Source organism: Vibrio sp. J2-4, from assembly GCF_021728155.1.
Classification (GTDB): Bacteria; Pseudomonadota; Gammaproteobacteria; order Enterobacterales; family Vibrionaceae; genus Vibrio; species Vibrio diabolicus.
In genome coordinates this window covers 1-20,267 of record NZ_JAKKCN010000005.1, presented here as the reverse complement: position 1 = coordinate 20,267, position 20,267 = coordinate 1, and the positions used below count along the sequence as shown (strand labels likewise).

The window sequence follows — 20,267 nt, the reverse complement described above, 5'->3', positions numbered from 1 at the left end:
GTTGTCTTAATGGGCGTGAGAATGGGAAGAAGAGGAATCTGACAGAACGATTTGTTGCCAGCCATGCTGGCGGCGTTTTGCTAGATCGCTTAGTACCTCCGCATTTAACGATCGGCTAGAATCACTAAACCAAATATCAGCTTGAGAGCCACGGCTATCCAGAAGCATAGAGGCAGAACCTTGGGCATTTTTCTTCATGCCAATGTAGACTCCGTCATCGATTCGTTTCCACTGATGAGACCCTTTGCGCTTCCAATTTTGGTCTTTTACGAATGGAGCAACCCAAAGCGCCTCCATGTCAGAGACCTCAGGCCAAGTTCCAGTTTCTAGCTGCAAATCACGAATCTCTTCATGAGCAAGCTTAAGTTCAGCTATCAAACCCAACTCGTTTTGATGTAAGTCCGTGATTAAAACTTGATGAGCCTGTATGTCTGGCTTTTCAGTCGCGACCTGATGGTAGGGCATAAGTATGGCTGCTGAACTGAGAATCGCTGCGATTGTCAGTACGACCCACTTTCCTTCTCGGTTACCATCATCAGGGCGAACTTTCTGTACACTCATTTCTCTTTCAGCTCAACGATATCCACTTCCACCGGGCTTTCATGTCCGGCATCAAATACCAAATAGAAATCTGTTTCAGGGTGAGTAAATTCTGCGATGGAACGCTTATCTGTTTTTTCTTTGGCGATCAGATTGTCGTCGTAATCGTACATTTCGACATCGTAGTCGACCGCTGTCGATCCATCCGAGTAGCCCGCTTCACAAATCACTTTATCTTGCGCCAAGTGACAACTCATCAGAGGGAAGTGTGCAGCAGCGTGAAAAGAAGCAAATCCAGAAAAAAGCAAAGCAGCTTTGAGAAGAGAAGTGTTATTCATGATGATTCCAAAATGGCCCAGCGATTGCTGAGCCCAATTCGATTAGTTAAGTTGAGTTTCAAACGTAAGGTGAACATTGGCACTCGCTTTATCCGCCAATGGATTATCTTTTAATTCACCTTTGTAGTTCGCTTTCATTAAGTAGCGCCCTGCGACCTCTGGCGTGAAGATCACTTTGCCATCTTTATCACTCACCACATCGATTTGTTCTTGATGGTTTCGATACATGGTGCCTTCACGTGTGATCTCCGCTGTGACGCCCTCTTGTGGCTCACCATTGAAGAAAAACTGGAAAGTGACTGGTTCACCTTCAATGATGTCCGATGGATGCGTGATCGGTTTCATCTCCAGCATTTTGCCTTCAATCTCCAACGCTTTGTCCGTTGGCATACCAACCGTAATGTAGCTTTCTGCTCGGGTGTAGCTTAGTTGAGTAACCACATCACGTGCTTGCTCGGGAAGCACATCACCACGCTCAGCTTTGTTTGCTCGCGCCCACTTCACCGTATCACGACGACCCGCTTTGTATTGGGTGTAGTAACTCGGCTGATTATTGATCGCGACTTTGTGCGTACCTTCTTCCGTAAAAAAGAAATCAAACATAGAACGACGTTTGCCACGAACAACAAAGTTAGGACGCTCAGAACGGCCATCCGGCATCACCACGAACGCTTGGTCACTACCCGCAGGCTTGTCAAAAACAAACGTTCCGTGAGAAGCAGTAACATCAAATGTCAGCCAGTCACCGCCTTCTTTTGAAACCGTAAAGTGAGAAGGCAGAACCCAACGTGGATGCGCTTGTGCGGTGGTTGTTGCAGCTAATCCCATTGCCATTACACTCGCCAATGCCACTGCTTTGATTTTGGTTTTCATTGTTGTGTCCTTTAATCACTTAACTTGATAATTGACGGTGATGACACCCGTCTCTTGTGTTGGTTTAAGCTCATAGCGCACGTCACTGTCCGCTAGCGTTATTTTTTGACGTAAGTAGTTTCGCCCACCATGTTCACGAACAACTTCGACGTACAACGTGTAATTTCCTTGCTCCAAACGCTTTCCTGCATCATTGGTTCCGTCCCAAACAAAACGGTACTGTCCAGCAGGGCGCGTTGCAGACGTCACCGCATCAACAAGTTCACGATCATAACGACCCGCTTTTCTCCACCAGCTGCGCAGGTCTTTTAGCCATTCGTCTTTTCCTACCCATAGCTGAATGGTTTTAACCGGTTTACGCTGGTCGTTTTCAACCCAAACCACCACATAAGGGCGTGCGTACATTGAAGTGTCTATCTTTGGAAGTTCGAATTCGAAATCGATCTTCGCGTTATCTGGTAGAGGAGCCGCAGAAAGAGAGAAAGGAGCAAAAGCCGCGATCAAAGCGGCTTTACAAAAGTGATTACGGCGGAAAAACCTTCCTGTGTTCAACATAAGTGTTCTCTAAAAAAGCTGTTATGGAACAGCAACAAAATAAATCACGAGCGACAGTAACGTACCAAAGCTCATCCATTGCATTGACGTTCTAAGCGTCTTCTTCTTAGGCAGTAATAAGCACACACCTGTTAGAACAAAAAACACCATCAAAAGCGCAGTGACGTCGATAAACCACTTCCAAATCCCACCACTGTTGCGGCCTTTATGTAGATCGTTCAGCAGCGCAACAATACCGTAGTGCGTCGTTTCAACCTCTGCCGCACCGGTGGTCATATCAATAAAGACCGTAGCGTTATAACCTGGGCCTTTAAAATCCATAGACAGCTCTCCGAGTAACAACTCACCTTGCTCAACTTCGGTATACACATCTAGTGCGGAGGGAGTGCCGCGAAGCTCGGTTTCTTTAGTCAAGAAAGCAAGCAGTTCTTCACGGTTAGGTTGAAAAGTATCTGAATGTGAGAATAGAACTGAGTGTGGAACCGTAAGAGTATGTTGTTGAATGATAGGTTCACGGCGTTCAAATAATTCGGGGCGATTGAGGGTAATACCAGTTATTGCAAAAAACAGCGTAACTAAGAGAAGAGCCATCGATATATAGATATGTAGGCGTCGAGCCCAAGTTTGAACACCTTTGCTTTTAAGCAGCATAGAAACAATCATCACCAATAAATGTGGGGCATAATTTAGGTGATAATCATTCGTATTGGCATTTAATTTACATTGTTTACTTTCTCAATTCAGCTTGGCTGGCGCATATTGTAACTATTTGAGCCAATATGAGTGACCAATTGCCTACCCTCTAGAGAATAACCCTCTCAATTTTAATGACTCAAAATTTAATGATATTTCCAATACTAAAAAGTGGGATAGACTCCACCAAAATGCGCCGTTATGTATATTTAATGAAAAGCTTAAAAGCTATCGATAAACTAGATAAAAAAGGTAAGCTAAGAAGTTAGTGTAGGGTTAGATAGAGAAGATTTTCTGATGCTAGCCAAACGTTATGGTGCAGTTCAGAAGGAAAAATATGAACAAGAATGTTGGAATAATTCTCTTATCACTTTTCTCAAGTGTCACTTTCGCAAGTGAAAAGTTTGAAGCCAGTTTGTTTAACAACGTAAGCCAATCTATCGATAATTATGGTGCTAAGATAAAGCTGTGCGAATCTATGGCAGACCAGAATACACCTGACAAACAAACCCTAGAGTATTCAAAGAAGCATATAGAAGCATTAACTCCTGTTCTGCCGTTTTTAAGCGAGAAAGCTTTTGAGGCTTGTGTATTAAAAGAGAAGCAAGAGCTAGCATATTATCTATTAATAGCAAAAAATAACGCTTCAAGAACCTCAACATTAAAGCTTGTAGAATCGACTGAAAGCCTTACTTTTCATATCGAACCTACATCGAGAGAAAAGTTTGAAACACTGAGCAAGGTACATCAAGAATATATAGAGAAAAGCCCTTTTTTCTCCCGACCATTTGATGCATTAGCTTTTTATGAAAAGCTCATACAGTAAATAGCCTTTATGACTTTAGACAAAAAATACCCGAGACTGAGCTCGGGTATTTAATAAAAATGTTCGCTATGAGTTTTGCGTCGATTCTACTTTGCGTAGCTGAGATAGATACTTAACCCAACTTTTTGCCTGATTCGACGGTTTTATCTCATCCGCTCTTTTGGCATTAGCAAGTGCATCGTCAAACCGCTTAAGCTTGTAGTAAGCGCGAGTTTTGATAAGTGCGACATCCGCTTTACGACCGCTGACCTTATCGAGCGCGGCAAGGGCATCTTTATAGTGGCCTTCTTGCACCAATAATTGAGAGTAGTTCCAGTAATACTGTCGGTCTAACTGAGCAGCAACACGCCAACTATCGATAGACTCTTCCCACTCTTTTGCCATTTGCCAATACGTCGCTTGCTGAGCTTTCAGTTTACTATTCGAGTTTACATCCTCTAGCTCGTTCATCACCAACGCAGCTCTCTCAGGAATACCTCGTTTCGCGTACAATTGTGCCAACAGCTTTAAGTCATCTTGGCTAAGTTGTAATCCTTTCAGTTTTGCCAACGCCAAAGAGTCCAGAGCACGTTTGTTGTCATCAACACGCAGGTAAAGAGCAACAAGCTGACGCCACCATTCAATTCGCTCAGGTTCAATCGCGATCAAGCGTTTGATGGTCGAGATTGCCGGCTTCCACTTTTTCAGTTCTAGCTCAGCAGAAAGCTTTATCGACAATGCGCCAAGCTTGTCTGGCTGACCAAACTTCTCATAACGAGCCATTGCTGAAAGCACTTTCTGCCACTGACTCAGTTGATAATGAGATTGGGAAATACGCAGCCATAGCTCATGCGCTTTTTGACCTTTAGGAATGTTTTTGCTCAAGGCATAGTAATGAGGTAACGCCTTAGAAAAGCGTTGCTCGTTCAGCAGTATATCTGCCAACATCTTTCGGGTTTGCCATGCTTGCTCATCTTGTAGCAAACCACTATTGACTGCCAACTCAAGTTGCTTAATTGCTGCTTGAGTTTGTTCATTCTGCCAGTAAAAAATACCCAACATTCGAGCGACATAAGCTTGGTCATATCCACGAGAAAGCTCCATAGCTTCAAGAGATGAAATCGCTTCTTTTAGTTTCTCCTCTTGAGCCAAGTTGTGTGCTCGTTGAACTCTCGCGGCAGTGTATTGGCTTAACTCACTGGCAATGGTTGAAAGTGCACTCAGGCTTAATACCGTACCGATTAAGAATTTTTTCATCATTTGGCTAACTTGAACTCCACTTTAGCGGTTTGTCCGAACTGCTCAATTGACACACCATCCTCAACTTTTGGCTGATACTTCCATTTTTTAAGCGCACGAATCGCTTCTCTTTCGAACATACGCTGTGGCTCAGCCTCGATCACTTCAATATCTTTTGGTCGTCCTGTTGCATCGATCGTGAAACGCATAATGACATAGCCTTCAACTCTACGTTTCAGCGCCTTACTAGGATAGCGAGGATCAACACGATACAACGGCAGTGCTTGTTGGTTGCCCATTGTTCCCTTCAAGTTTGGCGCACTGATCGCGATACCTTCAAGAGCAGTGTTCAAACCTAAAGCACTGACTGGCGTCATCTGGCTCATTGGCTCCATTTGAGTGTCAGCTTGAGACAGATCCATTGGCTCCGGCGCTTGGGGTGGTTCTGGTTGCTCCGGCACTGAACGTTGACGACGCTGCACGTCTGCTTCATTCTCTACCATCACCATATCAAAACGAACCGCTTCCGAAGCTTCTGGCGCTCGCTGGTTGCCTTTATCAACCATCCACGCCATAAAGCTAAACAGGCTCACAGAAATTAACAGTGATGCTGGTAGTGCAAGTAACAGCCTGCCCATTAAGGTTTCTCCGCCGCCAATGCGATGTTTTTCACGCCCGCCGCTTTTGCAGCGTCCATCACTTTCACGACAGTGCCATTATAAGCATGCTCGTCAGCTTGGATAACTAACGAAGCATCAGGCTGATCAAGTAACAGGTGCTCAATAGAAGCCTCAACACGCTCAATATCAACCACTCGTTTGTCGATGTACACGTCATTTGCTGCCGTTACCGCGATAAAAATGCCCGCATCTTTTTGGCTTACCACATTAGAAGCCTGAGGGCGATTCACTTCTACACCGGACTCACGTACAAACGAACTGGTCACAATGAAGAAGATCAACATGATGAAGACGATATCAAGCATCGACGTTAAATCGACTTGAGCTTCATCTTGTTGGTTAGGTCTGCGTCCGAGTCTCACTTTTGACTCCTTAAAGATTGTTCTAACTGGATAGCTTTTCGTTCACACACTTTGCTAAGGCGAGCATGAATAAACATGCCCGCCAGCGCTGCTACCATACCCGCCATGGTTGGCAGCGTAGCAAGTGAGATACCAGAAGCCATCAATTTCGGATTGCTGCTGCCTTGCGATGCCATTACGTCAAACACCGTAATCATGCCCGTCACCGTCCCTAACAACCCTAGCATTGGGCAAACCGCCACAAGCAGCTTAATAGTCGATAGGTTTTGGCGCAGTTCGATTTGCGCTTTTGCAATCCATCCTTCACGGATTTGATGCGCGTACCAAGAGTGGTGCTCTGATCTTGCTTGCCACTGCTCACAAAGCTGTTTCTTTACCCCAGGGAAAACCGTTGTGAGATAAATAACTCGCTCCATAACCAACAGCCAGCACACCGCCACGACGGCAGCCAGCCACCATAGGATTTGACCACCTTGCTGCATAAAGCTCATCAAGGTTGTGGCCCAATCCTCACTGATCAAACCCAATGTGTTGAGTAGGATCTGCTCCATTACGCTGCGTTCTCCGCTAAGGTGTTAGAGTGACTTTTGTTGCTCGGCATATCACGCTCAGCTTGTTCTGCAACTAAACCGATGCCTTGCTTTTCTAAGATACTGCGAATATTTTCTGCTTGAGAGCTCAATACGTTGTGCGCCAATAACAATGGCATGGCTGAAACAAGGCCAAGTACAGTAGTTACAAGCGCCATCGAAATACCACCCGCCATTACTTTCGGATCACCATTACCAAATTGAGTGATGACTTGGAAGGTTTCGATCATACCCGTTACCGTGCCCAGTAGACCAAGCATAGGAGCCAGCGCAGCAAGAAGCTTCAGCATCGACAACCCTTTTTCTAGGTGGGTTTGCTCATCAACAACGGCTTCCAAAAGACGTAGCTCTAACGCTTCTACGCTGCGATGCTTATCTTTCTGATACACCGCAAGCACACGACCCAAAGGGTTGTCTCCTGGCTGTGCTGGAGTTTTCAGTTGCTTCATGATTTTCTGGCGCGAAATCATCAGAGATGCACCACGTACGAGAGCAATCAATAGGCCGATAGCTAATAAACCAAGGATGATTTTACCGACAACGCCGCCTGCATTTAGGCGATCAGCCAAAGTCGGTGAGTTTGCGAGCTGCTCAAGAAGAATGCCGCGTGACGGGTCAATGACAAGCGCATCAATGTCACCAGAGGAAATAGTATTCGCTGTTGGACCGCTTTCAGGCTGACGAAGATAGTTTACCGCATCTCCGCGTTGACCATTCCACTTAACGTAGCCAGTGTCATCCAGCAGCGCCATAGAACCAAGACGAACACCATTAACCGTTTGTTCACGACCTTCGCCATTTAGCAGTGTGAAAGAGACGTTTGCCATCTCACCACTTGCTTTGATTTGTTCTTCCATGCTGCGCCACATCGCCTGAAGTTGGGTCAACGTTGGCAGTGATTTAGCTGCAACAATAGCATCGATATCTTTCTGATATGAGTTTGCATCAACACCCGTTACTGAGCTCTTGAGCTCTGACTCTAGCTCTTTTGCGTTCTGGCGAACGACGCCAAATAGCTCACCTAAGCTCCCGGTTTCTAGACGTAGCTTTTCTTCTAGCTGCGCCAGTTCCGCTTCATTTTCACCGAAAGTAACACTTAATGAGTCCGCTTCTGCTTGAAGAGCCGCTCGCTCTGCGGCCAATTTATTCTTTATAGCCTGTAGCTCTTGCTCTGTTTTCTTAAAACCTGATTCACGCGCGACATTGTGCGATTGCTGTTGACGATTTTCTTGCTGCGCCTTTTGTAACAACGCATCACTAGCAAAAGTTGTATGAGGCATTAATGCGGATGTCGAGATTAGTGCAACCGATAACCATTTTTTCATCATTTATTTGCCCTCCGCAGCGGTTAACGACACTGGCAGAGTTAACATACTCGGCGCGATCTGTTTATTCGCCATAGCGAACGCTTTATCTAGCTCTGATTTTTGCTCAGAACCCACTTGTTGCCATGCTTGTTGTTGCTGTGACCAGCTCCAGAATGTATCACCAGATAAGCTACGTGCTACCAAAGACAAACGCCCTAAATAGAGAATGTCCGCCTCCACAGCTTCATTGTCACCCAGGTTAATCTTGCCTTGGTAAACGCCAAGCTTGGTGCCGTAATCCATTTCAATTTGGTACGCTTCTAAAATACGACGAAACTTCTCTGCATCCGCAACGTCTGCACGCGTCATCATGGAATCCAGCTTTGCAATTCGCTCCTCACGTTGCGCTTTGCGTATAGGTTTGTCGTTAGCGACGAGCACTTTTAAGCCCTCAAGCATGTGGTACATCAAAGGCACGACACCTTGACGAGTTTGAGCAATCTGCTCAATTTGCTCGTTCAAGCTATCAACTTCTTGATTTTGGCTCTCAACAAGGCTTGCAAGATGATCGCGATAAATCTTCAAGTTACCGACTTCCTCTTGCAGCTGCTCAATTTCAGCTTCTAGAGTAAGTGATTTTTCTGCGCTTGCATCAATACGTTTTTGGCTTACCGCCGACGACTGGTTTGTTTTACTCTGCACAGCTTGTGCATCGTTTAAGTTCGCCGCGTGAGCGGGAATCAAAACCGATGATATCAACAGAGCGATACTTGATTTCATTAGATTCATACGAGTTATATTTCTGTGTTCCAAAAACGACCAAAGGGGAAGACTACCCTTCCCCTTTAATAATCAAATTGTTATCAGTACTTGAACTGGATTGTTGCCATGTAGTTGCGGTCTTCTCCAACCACAACCCCACTCGCACCTTTTTGCTCGCTATTCGTGCTACCACCACCTGCGAAGTAGTCGGTATCGAATAAGTTCTCTACATTGAATCGAGCAATGATATCCAAGTTTTCATCGTACTTATGTTTGTATGACACGCCCATATCAACGCGAGCGTAGCCATCTTTCTTGAAGGTGTTCTTTGCATCACCGTAGCGATCACCTTCATAAATCAAACCAAGGTTTAGGTTCGTATTGTCTTGAACCTTGTAGCTAGACCATAGACTTGCCGAGAACTCTGGCACATCTACAGGGCGGTTACCCTCGAATTTTTTATCCGCTTTCGTCAACTCTGCATCCAAATACATTGCAGAAGCGGTTAGCGACAACTCAGGGGTCACAAAACCTTGGGCCATTAGCTCAGCACCTTTGTGTACTTGCTCACCACCTTGAGTTTTCTTATGTAGAACCTTATTACTAGCATCTTTACCACTTTCAACATCTAGCGACATGTTCTCTAATGTGATATCAAACACAGCACCTGATACAAATAAGCGCTGATCAAACAGTTCCCACTTCGTACCGATTTCATAAGAAATTCCGCGCTCTGCATCTAGCTTCTCGCCATCGTTCACGTAAGTTTTGCCACGACCACTGCTGACTTCACCTTGCGGCATAAAGCTTTCAGAGTACTGAACGTAAACCGAGCCATTCGTCGCTGGGTGGAAAATTACACCAAATTTTGGAGAAACCTGGTTTTCAGTCAGGTCATCATCACGCTTTTCGTCATAACGAACACCTGCAAGCACTTGCCAGTAATCATTAATCGTCATCATGTTTTGCGCGTAGATACCCCAAGTGTCGTGCTCGCTTGTGGACTGCTTAACTTTCCCAGAGTAGCCAGGACGAGGCACTGACTGACCGGCTTCTATACTTATAGGGTTGTAATACTTTTGGAAACGGTCATAGGTATACTCTAGATAGTTCGCACCTACCAAAAACGTGTTATCTGTACCAAACAGAGAAAAGTCCGTCGTCACATCTATATATGCAGTATCAAACACCCAATTATCTTTGCGTTCGTTACCAGAATGGTCGATCTTAGTATCTTGGTCATAAGTATCGAAACCTGGGTAAGACTCTACATCAAAACGCTTAAAGTCTTGACGGTTGTAACCCGCTTTTACGTTTACATTGTCAGTCACTTGAGCATTAATATCGATACCGTAGTTTTCTACTTCGTTGTCAATCTTTGACCACTGGGCATCCCAGATGTGCTTGTCACCGCGAACCGCTTTACCATCCACAATGTAAGCACCAGAATCCACGCTACCATCGTCTTTCGTGCGATCGTAATGCGCTGATACCATAAAGTTGTCGGTGATGTCGTACTCAACCACTAGGCCCGCAACCGTACGATCCGTTTCTGGCTCGGTACCATCGCCGTAGCTGCGCCAAGAGCCGTAGCTTTCTTTGGCAAAAATTGCGCGCGCGCGCAGTGTCTCTGCATCATTTAGCGCGCCACTCACATCAAGCACAGTGCGTGAGTGATCATTCGAACCTAGATCTTGACTCAAACTAGCTTGTGTTTGAGTTGTTGGTTTTTTCGAAACCATGTTTACCAAGCCACCCGGCTCAGATTTACCGTATAGCAAGCCTGATGGACCTTTAAGCACTTCAACACGCTCTAAAAGCTCAATTGGCTGACGGTAGTGTGACCAGTGTTGACGGCCATCACGAAGAAAACCGTCTGAACTACTAAGTTCAAAACCACGTAGAGAGAAACGTTCGCGGTTACGGCTTGTACCACCCGCGCTAACACTTGCATCGTTACGTAGCACTTCACCAAGTGTACTTGCACGCTGCTCATCAATTACCGTTTCATCGATAACCGCTACTTGTCCTGGCGTTTCCAGTTGCGTCATTTCCATGCGCATTGCTGTACTGTTTGTATCCGCCTTGTAGCCGAACTCTCGACCTTCTACAACTACATGTTCGTCTGTTTGAACGTCCGCCACTGCAGGTGTTGCTAACACCGTACCGATCACTAGCGCCAAATGGCTCTTAGTAAACATATCCTTTCACTCCGATTATTATTTTTCGGGTCACATGCTTGTTGAATGCGATTCCCTCTTAATTATTTCGCGGGTGAATATAAGTGATAAGCATTACCATTTGCATTAAATTTACATTCTTTGCATTTGCAAACTTTTGTAAAGCACTCTCTGATGATGAGCCACAATAACGTGATCAGCATCACAGTTAATAAGACTTAACCATACTTACTGCTTGAACACCAAAGTAACACTCAGACCTCCTTGTTCACGATTTTTCGCCGTAACTGATCCACCCATAATGCGCATGGATTCTTTGACAATCGCGAGACCTAAGCCGTAGCCGCCAAGCTTCTTATCTCTTGATGCATCTAAGCGAGTAAACGGGTCAAAAATATCGACCAACTTGTTCTCTGGAATACCAGGCCCATTGTCGGATACAGACATGGAAATCAATTGCTGCCCATCTTTGACATGATTAGCCAGAGAAACTTCTATCTGAGATGCTTGCCCTGAATATTTGATGGCATTTCCAACAAGGTTATTCAAACAACGAATGATGAGCGTTTCTTCGCAAAAAGCTTTGGCGCATGTTGCTTCTGAACGGAATGACAATGTTTGTTCTGGTTTTAAATCGATTTTGCACCGCTCTACTTGCGGTGCGAGCAACACCTCTAAATCACGGCGTTTCGCACCTTTGTCGAAACGCGCATTTTCCAAGCGACTGAACTCCAAGATATCGCTTATCAAATGGTTTAGCTCTTTAGCTTCGTCTTCTAGCCTGGTCACCAAGCTTTGCTCGTTCTCCCCAACTCGCTTCCGTAAAAGGTGTAGAACTAAATTCTGTCTTGCTAACGGCGTTCGGAGCTCGTGGGAGACATCTCTTATAAGCAATCGCTGCTTTTCGGCAAGAGAATGAATTTGCTGTGTCATGTGGTCGAAGTCTTGCGCCAGCTCGTTAAACTCGCGCGTATTCGATTTTAACTCTTTCACCACACTGACATTAAAGTCGCCGTTAGATAGCTTTTTGCTTGCTTCTCTTAAGCGATCAAGCGGCTGTTGTAAGTTACGTGCCATTAGCAATGAGAACAACGCCAAAATAACTACCGCAATCACCACTTTGAGAATAGAGAAATATAAAATGAAGTCATGTGCGGGATGCAGTCGATGTGGCAGTTGAATCACCAAGCTATTATCTTTAACCAAAGGGATATTGATAATCGGGCGATTTACCTTTCCCTCAAGTTGATCATCAATACTTCTTTTAAATTGAAGCTTGAACTCGAAGTGTGGATGCATTAAACGGTGAGTGACGGGTTGCTGGTGCTCATTCAGCACAAACAGATAAAAGTTTTGCGCGTTCGCCCAGTCAGCAAGTTCATCCATGTCTCCGTGCTCAATCAGCACATTGGCTTGATGTGCAAGATCGAGCATTTCTTCTCGCACACGGTCCGGCACTTTTAGCATGGCTTTCACGAGAGCTTGCTCCGCCATTGCTTGTACGACCAAAATACTTATCACAATTGCAGTCATATAACTAAACAACTTAAACGCTAAGCTATCTTTACGTTTCGCGATAAAAGGTGGGCACGTGAGCTTCATTAATTGTTTACAGCCTCTAGGTAGCTGTAACCTTTGCCACGGAAGGTTTTGATATGTTGCTTAGAGAGCCCTGCTTCTACTAGCTTGCGACGTATATTACTGATGTGCATATCAAGGTTGCGGTCAAAAGGGCTTAGCTCTTTCTTTAATACTTCGGTTTGGAGTTCCGCTTTTGAAATCACCACACCTTGGTTTTTGACTAAATAGCTCAGTAATTCGGCTTCCGTGCTTGTGAGTGGTAAGCTATTGAGCTGAGCACTGATCGTTTGAACGGTACTGCACATCGCCTGACGTTGGCGCTCTAAACCAACACGACGAAGAATCGCTTTGATGCGCATCAGAAGCTCAGCAACATTAAAAGGCTTTCCTATGTACTGATCGGCTCCCGCTTGGTAGCCATCAAGCATCGAGTTTTCATCATTAAGAGCAGTAAGCATTAGAATAGGTGTCGCGAAGCGTTGACAGATTCTACGGGCAACTTGCATGCCGTTAAGGTTTGGTAACATGACATCAAGCAGTACAAGATCTACCGGCGTTTTTTCCATATATTGCAAAGCACTTTCACCGCAATGTACAGAAGAGACAATATAGCCCTCCTCTTGCAAAACTGCTTCTAATAGCTCACACAAAGGAACGTCATCATCCACTATCAAAACTCGAGACATTACCACTCACCATTCAAATAAAAATGGTTCGCATTCTATTACTCATTTACAAATTAAACAACTACACACCCTAGGGCTTTAGTACAAATAGCTCTATAGCAGTAGACCGGAGTGCTAAGCTAACTATCACCTGATAATGAGGGTAGATCAGGGCTTTAGCTTCGTCTCCTTAGCGACATTTTCGACGATGTGTTTTAAGTGGGCGCTGATCGTTTTTAATGTGACAAGCTCCTCTTCAGTGAAGGGATGCATCAGAACTGAATTTGCTCCGTTTTTTCCAATAACCGTAGGTAGGCTGAGAACAACATCATGCAAACCATATTGCCCCGACATCATCGTACCGACGGGCAACACCGATCGTTCGTTAATCGTCACGGCTTGAATGATTCGAAAGACACTGGCGGCAATGCCATGAACGGTGTTCTGCTTACGCCGAAAGATTTCGTATCCCGCCTGTTTCACCGCCTCAAGAAGTGCGTGCGGATCAATTCTCTCAATGTTATGGGTATCGCAGTAATAGTCGGCCGGTTGCCCAGCGATAGAAATTAAGCTCTTAGGAGTAAAGCAATGGCTACCATGCTCTCCTAATACATAACCAAACACGTTCTTCGGGTCTAGGTCTACACGGCCAGCAACAATACTCATTAAACGAGCGGTATCAACTACACAGCCACTGCTAATAACTTTACTCGGCTCAAAACCGGTGTTGGTGACAATAAAGTGCGCCACGATATCGCATGGGTTTGACACAACAATCAACACCGCATTTGGCGCTACACGTTCTATTTGACGCGCAATATCAACTCCAATTTGAGCATTAACCTCAGCAATATCTAAACGAGTTTGGCCTTGTTTAATCTGCGTACCAGCGGTGATAACAACAAGAGAGGCTTCGAGTAAATCTAAGTAATCATCCGACGGCATAATGCGTGTGTTTTTTGAAAAAGTCAGTGCCATCGTGTGACGAAAATCAAACACTTCACCCTCGGCACGTTCTAAATTTTTATCAAGTAGAACAAGCTCACTAAAACCACCCAGAGTGAGTAGATAATTACACACCCCCACACCGACAGCCCCTGCACCAATAACACCGATCTTCATATTTCTCTCTCCCGATAACCATGATGCACTCGCAACTACCTTGCTCTTTAAAAATGAGCGGCAGGAGAATAAAAGTCCAACTTTGGTTCATGATTCGACAGGAGTGCTTCCAACGACCTACCTTGACGAATGGGCGATTTGGCTTTTATTAAGACGATCTGACAACATGCACCTTGAGGTATACCTTCAAAGCAAAAAACGAGTACAATCTGCTCAACACAAAGCAGAAGATGAAGAACATGGAAACATTAGTAATTGGTCATCGTGGTGTTGCTGGCTCATACCCAGAAAATACAAAAGTGAGCGTTCAGGCCGCCATTGACCTCGGATTAAATTGGGTTGAAGTTGATGTACAACCGACCAAAGATAATGTTTTAGTGGTTTGCCATGATCACACCATAAATCGATGCAGTAATGGACAAGGGCGTGTCGATGAACTGACTCTGGAAGAGTTAAAGGCGTTGGATTTTGGTAGCTGGTTCAGCGCAGATTTTTCAGGTGAGAAAATCATGACATTAGATGAGCTGCTCACTTTAGCTACTGAGCACAAGCTTAACTTGAATATTGAAGTTAAGGTAGATCGCCACCCAGCAGAAGAAGTGGCACAAGCTCTCGCCAACGTACTAGCAAAAAGTCCCATGCCGCAAGAGAAGGTACTACTCTCCAGTTTTAGTCATGATGTCATTAGAGCGCTGCATAAATACTGCAATGAGTATCGATTAGGTGTATTGAGTGAATTCTTAACGAGAAAAGATAAACGCCTTTTGGAAGAAGTTAACGCCTATAGCTGCAACCTAAACATTAACTGGGTTCGCTCGCGCCAAATAAACAAACTCCAGCAGGCGGGTTACAAAGTGATGTGTTATACAGTGAACAATCCAAACAAACTGAAGTACCTACCTCAGTTAGACGGTATATTCAGTGATCATCCACAACGCTTTATGCCATAGCACATACCACCTTGAGCTTCAGAGGCACCATTTCGTTACCACTCAATCTGAATTGGTGTCCCCATCTCTACAAGCTGGATAAATTCATCCATCTCTTCATTGGTAATCGCAATACACCCATTGGTCCAATCAAAGCTTTGGATATAAATCGGCAACTGACTCTCACCGTTTTTTAAACCATGAATTTTGATGTTCCCTCCTGGGGACACACCTCGGCGCTTCGCTTCCAACGTATCAATCGCATCAGGGTAGCTAATATGCACAGAACGATAAAAAGCCGAGTCTTCTATGACGTAATCTAAGGTGTATTCGCCCTCAGGTGTACGATTGTCTCCCTCTTCTTGTTTATGCCCTTTAGGGTTCGCTCCTAAAGCAATGCGGTATTCTTTTAGTATTGTGCCTTGTTCCATTAAATACATTCGACGCTTTGACTTGTCGACTTTAACAAAATCTACAGCTGCATGGACGCCAGAAGCCAACACACAACACAAGAACATAGAGCACCATTTCACTGACATTGCCGGAACGCCTAACCTAACTAAAGTGAACAAGAAAAGAGCGATTATGCTAGTCAGTTAGCGCCCGTAAAGCAAACAGTATCTAGGGTAGAACCTGTATTACCCCAGGAGCTAAAGGGATGAACGCACAAGTGCAGAATCGTAAGATAATACTCATTGAAAGGCGTGATCGTTATCGTTGTTTGATATGGCAAAAGTTAAAGAGAAGATTTCTCTATTCATTCCGCCTAAGTTGCATTACTTTATAAGTATATTTATTTATAAAGTCCGCACTTTTTGAGAGGGAACCATGATTAATATTGCTTTTTTTAGTGCAAAATCCTACGACGAGGCCTCTTTTAATAAAATTAAAAATAACCGAAATTTTGAATTCCACTATCACGACTTCCGGCTAACCGAAAAAACCGCCAAAATGGCACATGGTTGCGATGTCGTGTGTGCTTTCGTCAATGATGACCTTTCAGCTCCCGTTCTTAAACAGCTTTCTCTAGGCGGAACTAAGCTTATTGCCATGCGCTGCGCGGGTTTTGATAAAGTTGATCTACAAGCCGCTAAAGAACTTGGCTTACAAGTGGTTCGAGTTCCTGCTTACTCACCAGAAGCGGTGGCTGAACACACAGTCGGTTTGATGATGTGCCTAAATCGTCGCCTTCACAAAGCCTACCAACGTACACGTGACGCCAACTTCTCGCTAGAGGGCCTAGTTGGCTTTAACTTTTACGGGAAAACCGTTGGTGTCATTGGTACAGGTAAGATTGGTATCGCGACGATGCGTATCTTCAAAGGGCTTGGCATGGAGCTGCTTTGCTATGACCCTTACGAAAATCCATTAGCACTAGAAATGGGAGCGCGTTACTGTTCGCTTGAAGAAATCTACGCTAATGCGGATATTATCTCTCTCCATTGTCCAATGAGTGAAGAAAACTATCACCTATTGAACGAAAAAGCCTTCGCGCAAATGAAAGATGGTGTGATGATCATTAACACTAGTCGAGGCGAGTTGCTGGATTCACTAGCGGCGATAGAAGCCTTGAAACAAGGTAAGATTGGCGCGCTTGGTCTAGACGTGTATGACAATGAAAAAGACTTGTTCTTCCAAGATAAATCTAACGATGTCATCGTAGACGATGTTTTCCGTCGCTTATCGGCTTGTCATAACGTGCTGTTTACTGGCCACCAAGCATTCTTGACTCACGAAGCACTTAATAATATTGCCTCAGTTACGCTCGATAACGTCGAAGCCTTTTTCTCTGGTAACGTATCGGGCAATGAACTGATTAACTAAAGCCAGACAATCGAGAAGTATAGTAGAGCGTGTGATCTCAGCTATGCTATACTTCTCGACTATTTAAAATTTGAGCCAAATTACCATGAGCATAAAAACTGATATTCAAAAGCTGCACAACCGTTTAGATACATGCCAACGTAAACTTGATGCGGCACGTTCTCGTGGTGATCACGAAATGATTACAAAGTTCACGGATGAAGTAGAACAGCTAACCAAAAAGCTTAATCAGTTAAAGCATAAGCAAAACTATGAGCTGAACAAAGAACGTAAAAGCTTACTTGATATGCCATTCTCCCGTGAAATCACCAAAGCAGAACAAGCGGACATCGGCAAACTGAAAAAACGCGTACGCGGCTTAGTAATCGTTCACCCACTAACAAAAGTTGGTAAAGAGCTTCGCCTCGATGTCATGACAGGCTTTGCGCCAAAAGAGTTTTAAACTCATATTAATACTCGTTGAGCCTAAGCATTTGCTTGGGCTTTTTATTTTGTACTGCTTCATTAAATTTCATCGAAATATCAACCCATAAGCTCTTAAAAAGGCCAGCGACAAAGCCACTGACCAAATTCAAAATGCCAGTCTGCATTACTCGCCTACGACAGTTGCTGCAACTTGTGCTCCACAACGGGATCATTCGGAACCAACTGCTGAGCCACTTCCAAAAGCTGTACTGCATCTTGCGGGTTGTCATACTCATGCTTAAGTGCAATATCAACAAGTGGCTGAATATCGATTTGCGCTTGATGCTCTTTCACATGTTCTTTCTTTTCTTCAATTAACACATTATGAGCGGTACTCAGTAAGTTCAAACGATGCTGTGAACTCGCATTCGCCTTGTTAAGGCACTGATAGTAATCTTCTTTTAATCGCAGCGTTTTAGTCTGATGACGAAACTGCGCTATATCTATCTTCTGATAACGTATAAAGTCTACAGCCACTTGCTTATAAAAACCGAATTTATTCAAATACGTCGCGTGGGTGCCATGTCCCATACCGAAGACTCTCAAGTGAGTGAGCTCTGGGTAGCGTTTGGCGTGAAGGCGGTCGATTTCATTGGTTGGATCATAAATGATGTAACCTTTTGCATCTCCAAGGTTGAGGTCGTGGTACTTTCCTTCCCAATCAAATTGTTGGGCAAGTTCAGTACTGGGCCTGTCATCCCATGGCACTAGCACTTTGTTTTTTGTACTGACCGGGTGAAACATCAATACTTGATCCAACTTTAATAGATTGGAAAAGGCGCCAATAGCAAAACCACCGCGGCTAAGGCCATAACCTAAACGGCATTCAAAAGGCTCAAGTAATGTCGATAACTGCTCTAGAAAGAAAATCAAATTACGGCTGCGAAACCAGTTACTTTTCCCAAGGTGCTGAAAAGAAATAATATTTACTTTTTGTTTCTGGGCTAAGCGATAGCCCCAAGGCGCAAAGTCTGAGTGTAAGTCCTGTACTTGTAGATTCGTACCAGCAGGGGAAAAGGTGAACAACAGTGGTTTATTTCGGTCGACAAACTCATACTTAACAAACACATCATCAAGTAAGTCCTCCCCGGACATCGGTAGCCTGGTTTGCTGTTCTTCACGAGAAAGAGCCAGCCATTCATCCAACCAGTACAGTAACTTCATTAATCCTCCATCTAAATTGCGCCTAGCAATTGTGTTAAAAATCTAGTTTTTAGTGTGTGATCATCTCCCCCTGGTTACAGGGGACTCTGATATCAGTCCTCTTTTAAAACAAAGCGTGAATTTGCTTATTAAATTGGTCAATATCTATGGTTTGATGACGAACAAACTCCTTCGCCACCAGATTAAAAAATTCTAATTTATCTAATTGTGTGGATTGAGTGCCGTGCCCCATACCGACGACTTTTAAATGAGTTAGCTCTGGGTAACGTTCAGCATGAAGACGATCAATACGATTGGTGGGGTCATAAATAATGTAACCCTTGGCATTGCCCAAATCTCGATCATGGTAGCCGCTTTCCCAATCGAACTGTTGAGCAAGCTCAGTGCTGGGCCGATCATCCCATGGCACTAACGCTTTATTTTTTGTGCTAACAGGATAAAACAACAAAAGATGATCCAACTTCAGTAAGTCAGCGAATGCGCCAATAGCAAAACCACCTCGGCTCTGCCCATAACCCAAACGACATTTGAAGGGCTTAAGCAACTCAGACAACTGCTCCAGAAAGAAAATCAAATTCCGGCTACGGAACCAATTGCTTTTACCTAAATGTTGAAAGGCAATAATATTTACTTGTTGTTGTATTCCGAGGTCGTAGCCCCAAGGAGAAAAATCCGGAGTTAAGTCTTGTACCTGAGCATCAGTACCGGAAGGAGAAAATGTGAACAACAATGGCTTGTTAAGATCGACGAGTTCATACTTCACAAAAACATCATCAAGTAAATCGTAGCCAGAAATTGGTAAAGCAGCATTTTGCTCTTTTTGAGTAAGCACTTGCCATTCATCTAACCAGTAAAGTAGCTTCATTTTTTCTCCAAGTACATCAGCAGTATTTAGACTGAAACTCTATCAAAATGCTTTTAAGCATCCCACGTTGAGACTTAACAAAGCTCTACTTAAAGCCCAAGTGACCTATGGAAATGTCTTCGATTGAAGATATTACTGCGTAAACTACACCCAAAGTGAGTACGCTAAAGAACTTAGAGAAAGGGCCGGAGAAAAGCCAATTAGAAGTTTTCGATAACAGCTGTTAAAAAACAGCAGATACAAAAAAACCGCTGTAAGAACAGCGGTTTTTTAAAGGTGGCGGAGAGATAGGGATTTGAACCCTAGATACGCTATTAACGTATGCCGGTTTTCAAGACCGGTGCTTTCAACCACTCAGCCATCTCTCCACAAATTGTCACTAAAACTTAGTCTTATACTATCGATGCTAATTTTTAGTTTTGCCTTCAGTTATCTTAATTAAAAAGAAAACTTGAAAGCGATGTTTAAAGCCTGGCGATGTCCTACTCTCACATGGGGAAGCCCCACACTACCATCGGCGCTATTTTGTTTCACTTCTGAGTTCGGCATGGAAATCAGGTGGGTCCAAAACGCTATGGTCGCCAAGCAAATTCTTTAATCTGGAAAGCTGTTTCTTAATTCTCGTTCTTACACATTCAATGTTCTTTCATTGAGTCCATCAAAACCCCTTGGGTGTTGTATGGTTAAGCCTCACGGGCAATTAGTACAGGTTAGCTCAACGCCTCACA

General features: G+C 44.2%; 22 protein-coding genes, 1 tRNA gene and 1 rRNA gene. 4 read left to right on the top strand and 20 right to left on the bottom strand.

The window, feature by feature from the left end; all coding sequences use genetic code 11:
• Positions 1–6: 6 nt before the first annotated feature.
• The 5 genes from L3V32_RS17365 to L3V32_RS17345 are packed head-to-tail and all read right to left on the bottom strand — an operon-like array spanning position 7 to position 2,957.
• Positions 7–561, bottom strand: a complete 555-nt coding sequence (locus L3V32_RS17365) for a DUF6162 family protein (RefSeq protein ID WP_237284787.1) — start codon at positions 559–561, stop codon at positions 7–9.
• Entirely contained in the window at positions 558–878 is a 321-nt protein-coding gene (locus L3V32_RS17360) for a hypothetical protein (RefSeq protein ID WP_046873904.1), read from the bottom strand. The genes L3V32_RS17365 and L3V32_RS17360 overlap by 4 nt, the downstream gene beginning before the upstream one ends.
• A gap of 42 nt (positions 879–920) precedes the next feature.
• Positions 921–1,751 carry a DUF4198 domain-containing protein gene (locus L3V32_RS17355; RefSeq protein WP_114323508.1) on the bottom strand — a complete coding sequence of 277 codons (831 nt, stop codon included), beginning with the start codon at positions 1,749–1,751 and terminating at the stop codon, positions 921–923.
• Between the two features lie 15 nt (positions 1,752–1,766).
• Entirely contained in the window at positions 1,767–2,306 is a 540-nt protein-coding gene (locus L3V32_RS17350) for a DUF2271 domain-containing protein (protein ID WP_237284786.1), read from the bottom strand.
• A 21-nt stretch (positions 2,307–2,327) separates the two neighbouring features.
• Positions 2,328–2,957 (bottom strand): PepSY-associated TM helix domain-containing protein, encoded by a 630-nt coding sequence (locus tag L3V32_RS17345; protein ID WP_139060115.1) that lies wholly within the window; start codon positions 2,955–2,957, stop codon positions 2,328–2,330.
• A 379-nt stretch (positions 2,958–3,336) separates the two neighbouring features.
• On the opposite strand from L3V32_RS17345, the gene L3V32_RS17340 reads away from it, so the two are divergent.
• Positions 3,337–3,825, top strand: coding sequence for a hypothetical protein (locus L3V32_RS17340; protein ID WP_042523421.1), 489 nt, complete (start codon positions 3,337–3,339; stop codon positions 3,823–3,825).
• A gap of 66 nt (positions 3,826–3,891) precedes the next feature.
• Here L3V32_RS17340 and L3V32_RS17335 read toward each other — a convergent pair whose 3' ends face one another.
• From L3V32_RS17335 to L3V32_RS17290, 10 genes are all read right to left on the bottom strand, one after another.
• Positions 3,892–5,064, bottom strand: a complete 1,173-nt coding sequence (locus L3V32_RS17335; protein ID WP_046873906.1) for a hypothetical protein — start codon at positions 5,062–5,064, stop codon at positions 3,892–3,894.
• On the bottom strand, positions 5,061–5,681 hold the full coding sequence (locus L3V32_RS17330) for an energy transducer TonB (RefSeq protein WP_005393542.1): 621 nt from the start codon (positions 5,679–5,681) through the stop codon (positions 5,061–5,063). Before L3V32_RS17330 ends, L3V32_RS17335 begins: the two co-directional genes overlap by 4 nt.
• The gene (locus tag L3V32_RS17325; RefSeq protein ID WP_005374257.1) at positions 5,681–6,085 is read right to left on the bottom strand and encodes a biopolymer transporter ExbD; all 405 of its coding nucleotides are present in this window, start codon (positions 6,083–6,085) and stop codon (positions 5,681–5,683) included. The genes L3V32_RS17330 and L3V32_RS17325 overlap by 1 nt, the downstream gene beginning before the upstream one ends.
• Complete coding sequence (locus tag L3V32_RS17320) at positions 6,082–6,636, bottom strand: MotA/TolQ/ExbB proton channel family protein (RefSeq protein ID WP_006741219.1); 555 nt, start codon at positions 6,634–6,636, stop codon at positions 6,082–6,084. The genes L3V32_RS17325 and L3V32_RS17320 overlap by 4 nt, the downstream gene beginning before the upstream one ends.
• Positions 6,636–8,003, bottom strand: coding sequence for a MotA/TolQ/ExbB proton channel family protein (locus L3V32_RS17315; protein ID WP_005393538.1), 1,368 nt, complete (start codon positions 8,001–8,003; stop codon positions 6,636–6,638). The genes L3V32_RS17320 and L3V32_RS17315 overlap by 1 nt, the downstream gene beginning before the upstream one ends.
• Positions 8,004–8,771 carry a DUF3450 domain-containing protein gene (locus L3V32_RS17310; RefSeq protein ID WP_005374260.1) on the bottom strand — a complete coding sequence of 256 codons (768 nt, stop codon included), beginning with the start codon at positions 8,769–8,771 and terminating at the stop codon, positions 8,004–8,006. It lies immediately after the preceding gene.
• 74 nt (positions 8,772–8,845) lie between these two features.
• Positions 8,846–10,945, bottom strand: a complete 2,100-nt coding sequence (locus L3V32_RS17305) for a TonB-dependent siderophore receptor (protein ID WP_237284785.1) — start codon at positions 10,943–10,945, stop codon at positions 8,846–8,848.
• 207 nt (positions 10,946–11,152) lie between these two features.
• Complete coding sequence (locus tag L3V32_RS17300) at positions 11,153–12,526, bottom strand: sensor histidine kinase (RefSeq protein ID WP_237284784.1); 1,374 nt, start codon at positions 12,524–12,526, stop codon at positions 11,153–11,155.
• The gene (locus L3V32_RS17295; protein ID WP_005393531.1) at positions 12,526–13,191 is read right to left on the bottom strand and encodes a response regulator transcription factor; all 666 of its coding nucleotides are present in this window, start codon (positions 13,189–13,191) and stop codon (positions 12,526–12,528) included. Before L3V32_RS17295 ends, L3V32_RS17300 begins: the two co-directional genes overlap by 1 nt.
• Positions 13,192–13,338: 147 nt before the next feature.
• A complete protein-coding gene (locus L3V32_RS17290; RefSeq protein WP_005393528.1) occupies positions 13,339–14,292 on the bottom strand; it encodes a lactate dehydrogenase in 954 nt (317 codons plus the stop codon).
• 239 nt (positions 14,293–14,531) lie between these two features.
• Between L3V32_RS17290 and L3V32_RS17285 the strand changes: the two genes are divergently transcribed.
• Entirely contained in the window at positions 14,532–15,242 is a 711-nt protein-coding gene (locus tag L3V32_RS17285; RefSeq protein ID WP_048625142.1) for a glycerophosphodiester phosphodiesterase family protein, read from the top strand.
• 35 nt (positions 15,243–15,277) lie between these two features.
• Here the strand turns inward: L3V32_RS17285 and L3V32_RS17280 are convergent, their stop codons facing one another.
• The gene (locus L3V32_RS17280) at positions 15,278–15,760 is read right to left on the bottom strand and encodes a murein L,D-transpeptidase family protein (protein WP_048624649.1); all 483 of its coding nucleotides are present in this window, start codon (positions 15,758–15,760) and stop codon (positions 15,278–15,280) included.
• Between the two features lie 289 nt (positions 15,761–16,049).
• Here L3V32_RS17280 and L3V32_RS17275 point away from each other — a divergent pair, with 289 nt between their 5' ends.
• Positions 16,050–17,045: a 2-hydroxyacid dehydrogenase gene (locus L3V32_RS17275; RefSeq protein WP_054866878.1), complete on the top strand. Its 996-nt coding sequence runs from the start codon at positions 16,050–16,052 to the stop codon at positions 17,043–17,045.
• Between the two features lie 85 nt (positions 17,046–17,130).
• On the top strand, positions 17,131–17,487 hold the full coding sequence (locus L3V32_RS17270; protein WP_005374274.1) for a YibL family ribosome-associated protein: 357 nt from the start codon (positions 17,131–17,133) through the stop codon (positions 17,485–17,487).
• 155 nt (positions 17,488–17,642) lie between these two features.
• Here the strand turns inward: L3V32_RS17270 and L3V32_RS17265 are convergent, their stop codons facing one another.
• The 4 genes from L3V32_RS17265 to rrf form a co-directional block, all read right to left on the bottom strand.
• Positions 17,643–18,674: a cytosolic protein gene (locus L3V32_RS17265; RefSeq protein ID WP_182036935.1), complete on the bottom strand. Its 1,032-nt coding sequence runs from the start codon at positions 18,672–18,674 to the stop codon at positions 17,643–17,645.
• Positions 18,675–18,777: 103 nt separating this feature from the next.
• The gene (locus L3V32_RS17260) at positions 18,778–19,539 is read right to left on the bottom strand and encodes a cytosolic protein (RefSeq protein ID WP_237284783.1); all 762 of its coding nucleotides are present in this window, start codon (positions 19,537–19,539) and stop codon (positions 18,778–18,780) included.
• A 277-nt stretch (positions 19,540–19,816) separates the two neighbouring features.
• Positions 19,817–19,907: transfer RNA gene (locus L3V32_RS17255), tRNA-Ser, on the bottom strand.
• A 101-nt stretch (positions 19,908–20,008) separates the two neighbouring features.
• Positions 20,009–20,125, bottom strand: a 5S ribosomal RNA gene (gene rrf / locus L3V32_RS17250).
• Between the last annotated feature and the right edge of the window lie 142 nt (positions 20,126–20,267).